Origin of the sequence: Microbacterium sp. K35 (genome assembly GCF_004794375.1) — a bacterium.
Classification (GTDB): domain Bacteria; phylum Actinomycetota; class Actinomycetes; order Actinomycetales; family Microbacteriaceae; genus Microbacterium; species Microbacterium sufflavum.
Genome location: NZ_SSDM01000418.1, coordinates 1 through 4415 on the forward strand (window position 1 = coordinate 1; position 4415 = coordinate 4415).

Annotated in this window: 7 protein-coding genes; 5 read left to right on the top strand and 2 right to left on the bottom strand. The window is 72.0% G+C overall.

What is annotated here, in order from left to right; genetic code table 11:
- The 3 genes from DW299_RS18195 to DW299_RS18205 all read left to right on the top strand — a co-directional run.
- A partial coding sequence (locus DW299_RS18195; RefSeq protein WP_446724808.1) for a DinB/UmuC family translesion DNA polymerase occupies positions 1 to 550 on the top strand: 550 nt, incomplete at its 5' end.
- Positions 551 to 617: 67 nt separating this feature from the next.
- Positions 618 to 893: a type II toxin-antitoxin system Phd/YefM family antitoxin gene (locus DW299_RS18200; protein ID WP_205814448.1), complete on the top strand. Its 276-nt coding sequence runs from the start codon at positions 618 to 620 to the stop codon at positions 891 to 893.
- Positions 890 to 1168 (top strand): type II toxin-antitoxin system RelE family toxin, encoded by a 279-nt coding sequence (locus DW299_RS18205; RefSeq protein WP_136037414.1) that lies wholly within the window; start codon positions 890 to 892, stop codon positions 1166 to 1168. The genes DW299_RS18200 and DW299_RS18205 overlap by 4 nt, the downstream gene beginning before the upstream one ends.
- 15 nt (positions 1169 to 1183) lie before the next feature.
- Here the strand turns inward: DW299_RS18205 and DW299_RS18210 are convergent, their stop codons facing one another.
- Together DW299_RS18210 and DW299_RS18215 are read right to left on the bottom strand one after the other, a co-directional pair.
- A complete protein-coding gene (locus tag DW299_RS18210) occupies positions 1184 to 1534 on the bottom strand; it encodes a nuclear transport factor 2 family protein (RefSeq protein ID WP_136030040.1) in 351 nt (116 codons plus the stop codon).
- Entirely contained in the window at positions 1527 to 2276 is a 750-nt protein-coding gene (locus DW299_RS18215; protein ID WP_136030038.1) for an SDR family NAD(P)-dependent oxidoreductase, read from the bottom strand. Before DW299_RS18215 ends, DW299_RS18210 begins: the two co-directional genes overlap by 8 nt.
- Positions 2277 to 2352: 76 nt before the next feature.
- On the opposite strand from DW299_RS18215, the gene DW299_RS18220 reads away from it, so the two are divergent.
- Complete coding sequence (locus DW299_RS18220) at positions 2353 to 3327, top strand: C-terminal binding protein (protein WP_136037415.1); 975 nt, start codon at positions 2353 to 2355, stop codon at positions 3325 to 3327.
- Between the two features lie 14 nt (positions 3328 to 3341).
- Positions 3342 to 4199: a fumarylacetoacetate hydrolase family protein gene (locus tag DW299_RS18225; RefSeq protein ID WP_136030034.1), complete on the top strand. Its 858-nt coding sequence runs from the start codon at positions 3342 to 3344 to the stop codon at positions 4197 to 4199.
- Positions 4200 to 4415 lie beyond the last annotated feature (216 nt).

Consider the following 4415-nt stretch of genomic DNA (forward strand, 5'->3'; position numbering starts at 1 on the left):
CACGGGAGCGCACGTGCACGCGCTCGCGCGACTGCGGGATCCGCGCCCGGTCGACACCACACGGCGGCGCGGGTCGATCGGCTCGCAGCGCGCGCTCGGCTCGGGGCCGCGGTCGGCGGAGGAGCTCGACCTCATCCTCACGCAGATCGTCGACCGACTCGCCCGGCGGCTGCGCGACGGCGACCGCGTGTGCCGCACGGTGGTGCTGCGGCTCCGCTTCGGCGACTTCACGAAGGCCACCCGCTCCCGCACGCTCGGCGCGCCGACCGACCGCACCGCGATCCTCCTCACGGTGGCGCGCACCCTGCTCGCCGCTGCGCAGTCCGAGGTCGCCGACCGCGGCATCACGCTGCTCGGCCTCTCCCTGTCGCAGCTCGACCGCGCCGACCGCGTGCAGCCGGAGCTCCCGATCGATTGGGGTGACGAGGCGCGACTCGACTCGGTGCTCGACACCCTGCGCGACCGCTACGGTGCGGCCTCCGTCTCCCGCGCCGCACAGCTCGGACGCGACCCCGGCTGGTCCACGCCGATCCTCCCCGAGCACGAGTGACGGCCACGGCCGAGGGCCGTCGCCGAGAATACTGGCCAGAAATCGGGCCTGAATTTAGGCTATGTTCATGACTATGCAGACGGTCTCAATCAGCGAGGCGAAGGACAGGTTCTCTCAACTGGTGGAGTCGGTGGACACCACGCACGAGGCGGTGACCATCACTCGTCACGGGCGTCCCGCGGTGGTCATGCTGAGTGTCGACGACCTTCAAGCACTGCAGGCGACTCTCGCGCTCCTGCAAGATCCGCAGCACGCGGAAGAGGTCGCGGAAGCCGATGCAGACATCGCCGCAGGACGCACGTTGAGTCTGGCCGAGGTGCGAGAGCAACTGGGTCGGCGGTGACCGCGGAGCACTACGACGTCCAGCTCACGGGTCCCGCGGTGCGAGCACTCCACCGACTGGAGCCGAAGCTCGCCGATGCCGTTCTCCGGTTCCTGGAGGGCCCCCTCGCCGAGAACCCGATGCGGACGACCACGGCGCTCGGTGTCGAACTCGAGGGCCAGCGCAGCGGGTATGTCGGGATCGCCTATCGCGTGGTGGTCCGCGTCGACGAGGAGACTCGCACGGTGTACGTCCTGCGCATCGCCCACCGTGCGGACGTGTACCGCCGCAGGTGACCCCGCCTCCGCGCCTCAGGCCTTGAGCATCGACGCCCGCGCGATGCGGCCGTCCACCACGTCGAAGGTCGCGATGGTCTCGGTCGCGACCCCCGCGTTGATCACCTGCTCCTGCGCCACGACCCACCGCGCGCCGAAGAGCACGCTCGACTCGATGACGCACGAGAGCTCGGGGTTCTGCAGCCGGGGTTCGTAGAACGCGCGGATGGCTTCGGCGCCCACGATGGGTTCGGGCGCGACACCGGTGATGACGGCGTCGTCGGCGTAGGTGGCGACGAACGCGTCGAGGTCGTGGGCGTTGAACGCGTCGAGCTGTGCCTGCACGGTGTCGTGCGCGGAACGGTCGAGGGCGGTGCGGTCAGTCAATGCGAACTCCTCCGTTGACGTCGTAGGTGGCTCCGGTGATGAAGCGGGCGCGCTCCGAGGCGAGCGACGCGATGATCCAGGCGACGTCCTCGGGCTGGCCGAACGCGCCGAGGGGGATGCCGGCTTCGAGCTTCGCGCGCCCCTCGCCCTGGAGCTGGTCGGTGATGGCGCTGGCGACAGGGCCGGGGGTGACGGCGTTGACGCGGATGCCCTCGGAGGCCAGGTGTCGCGCGAAGCTGCGGGTGATGGCGAGCAGCGCCCCCTTGCTGGCGGCGTAGTGGATGCCGGTCTGCAGGGCGCCGACCTGTCCGGCGATCGAGGCGATGTTGACCACCGACCGGTCGCCCTCGGCGGCGCGCAGCAGGGGGAGTGCCGCCCGGGTGAGCAGGAAGGTGCCGCGCGCGTTGGTCTCGAGGACGAAGTCCCACTCCTCGATGTCGATGTCGGGGTAGGGCGTGTAGGGGCAGACTCCGCCGTTGTTGATGAGCACGTGCAGCTCGCCCCAGGTGACGGTGATGCGGTCGGTGAGCGCGTCGATCGATTCGGGGTCGCGCAGGTCGAGCCGTGACACCAGCACCTCGGCGGCACCGGCCGCCCGGCACTCCTCGGCGACGCGCTCGGCCTCGGCCTCGCGCCCGGTGTAGGTGATCCAGAGGGCGGCGCCCTCGCGGGCGAGTTCGAGGGCGGCGGCGGTTCCGATGCCGGAACTCGCGCCGGTGATGAGTGCGCGGCGAACAGTCATGCCTAAACGCTATAGCAAGAACCGGTCGCTGTCAGCCGCTGTACACCGCTTTGCTAGATGCTATAGCATCGCTCCCATGACTGCGCCGTTCATCCTCGTCACCGACTGCGACCTCCCGGGGACCGTCATCGAAGACACCCTCCGCGGCGCGGGCCTGCGCGCCGATCGCGCCGCCTCCGGCAGCCCCGACGACATCGCCGCGCTCGGCGCCGAGGCCGAGGGACTCGTGGTGCAGTGGGCACGCATCGACGGCGACCTCATGGACCGGATGCCCAACCTGCGCCTCATCAGCCGCGTCGGCATCGGGTACGACATGATCGACGTCGACGCCGCCACCGCCCGGGGCATCGCCGTCGCCAACACCCCCAGCTACTGCATCGAAGAGGTCGCCGCGCACACCGTGGCCATGATCATGACGCAGGCGCGCGGACTCCCCGCCTACGACCGCGCCGTGCGCGCCGGCACCTGGAAGGCCGTGGACGCCCGACCGCTCGCCGTGCGCCCCTCCACCACCACCGTGTCCGTGCTGGGCTTCGGCCGTATCGGCTCGCTCGTCGCGCGCGGACTCCGCGGCCTCGGCTTCCGTGTGCTCGTCGCCGACCCGTACGCCCCCGCCGACGCCGTGCGCGAGGCGGGCTGCGAGCCCGTCGAGATCCCCGACGCCATCGCCCGCGCCGACATCCTCACCCTCCACGTGCCCCTCACCGACGCCACCCGGCACCTGATCGACGCGGCCGCCCTCGCCACCATGACGCCGGGCGCGGTGATCGTGAACACCTGCCGCGGACCGCTCATCGACGAGGACGCGCTCGCCGCCTCCCTCCGCGACGGACACCTCGGCGGCGCCGCGCTCGACGTCTTCGCGGGGGAACCGCTCGCCGCCGACTCCCCGCTCCGCGACCTCGACCAGGTGCTGCTCACCCCGCACGCCGCCTGGTACTCCCCCGAGGCCCTCGCCGACCTGCCGGTGCACGCGGCCCAGAACATCATCCGGTCGTTCGCGGGCGAGTCCGTGCCGATCGTCAACCCGTCGTTCGCCGCCGCCCGCTGACCCGAAAGCCCGACATGGAACTCCTGCGCCTCGGCCCCGCCGGCCACGAACGCCCCTACGTCCGCGACGACGCCGGGGTGATCCGCGACCTCGCGCCCCTCACGGCCGAGATCGATGGGGCGTTCCTCGCCGCCGACGGCATCGCCCGCACCCGCGAGGCCCTGCGCCGCGACGAGCTGCCCGTCGCCGACGTCGACGGCCTCCGCCTCGGCGCTCCCGTCGCCCGCCCGACCGCGGTCCTGTGCATCGGCCAGAACTACGCCGCGCACGCGGCCGAGTCCGGCGCAGAGCCGCCCGTGCACCCGGTGCTCTTCTTCAAGCACCCCAACACCGTGGTCGGCCCGAACGACGTGGTGCTGCTGCCGCCCGGTGCGGAGAAGGTCGACTGGGAGGTGGAGCTCGCGGTGGTGATCGGCAGGACCGCCCGCTACCTCCCGTCGCCCGAGGCCGCCCGCGACGTGATCGCCGGGTACACCATCTCCAACGACGTGTCGGAGCGGGCGTACCAGCTCGACGTCTCGGGCGGGCAGTGGTCGAAGGGGAAGTGCTCCGAGACGTTCAACCCCCTCGGCCCCGCGCTCGTGCCCGCCGACGAGGTCGACCCGCAGGCGCTGCGCCTCCGCTCCTTCGTGAACGGCGAGCCGCGGCAGGACTCCTCCACGGCCGACATGATCTTCCCGGTGCTGCAACTGGTGCACGAGCTCAGTCACTACCTGGTGCTGGAGCCGGGCGACGTGATCAACACCGGCACCCCGCAGGGCGTCGCGCTCTCCGGACGCTTCCCCTATCTGCAGGACGGCGATGAGATGACGATCGAGATCGAGGGTCTCGGACAGCAGCGGCAGCGGACCGAGCGCGTGCACCTGAGCTGACGCGACCCCGGCGGCCTGTGTCCGCGGCACGGCTCCTTTCGCTGAGTGCGCCGTGCCGCGGCCAGAGGCCGTCGGGGGTAGGCGTGGGTCAGGCGAGGTCGCGCGGCGGCTGCGGCGGGGTGCGGTGCAGGGGGTCGGCGACCGGGATGCGCTCGGGCTCCGGTTCGGCCTGGGCCTCGGGCGTCGCGGCGGGGGCGGCGGGAGTGGCGGGGGGGG

What these genes read in the sequence shown, in the direction of transcription:
- DW299_RS18225 (WP_136030034.1), top strand. Translation starts at nt 3,342, where the DNA reads ATGGAACTCCTGCGCCTCGGCCCCGCCGGCCACGAACGCCCCTACGTC.
- DW299_RS18220 (WP_136037415.1), top strand. Translation starts at nt 2,353, where the DNA reads ATGACTGCGCCGTTCATCCTCGTCACCGACTGCGACCTCCCGGGGACC.
- DW299_RS18215 (WP_136030038.1), bottom strand. Translation starts at nt 2,276, where the DNA reads ATGACTGTTCGCCGCGCACTCATCACCGGCGCGAGTTCCGGCATCGGA.
- DW299_RS18200 (WP_205814448.1), top strand. Translation starts at nt 618, where the DNA reads ATGACTATGCAGACGGTCTCAATCAGCGAGGCGAAGGACAGGTTCTCT.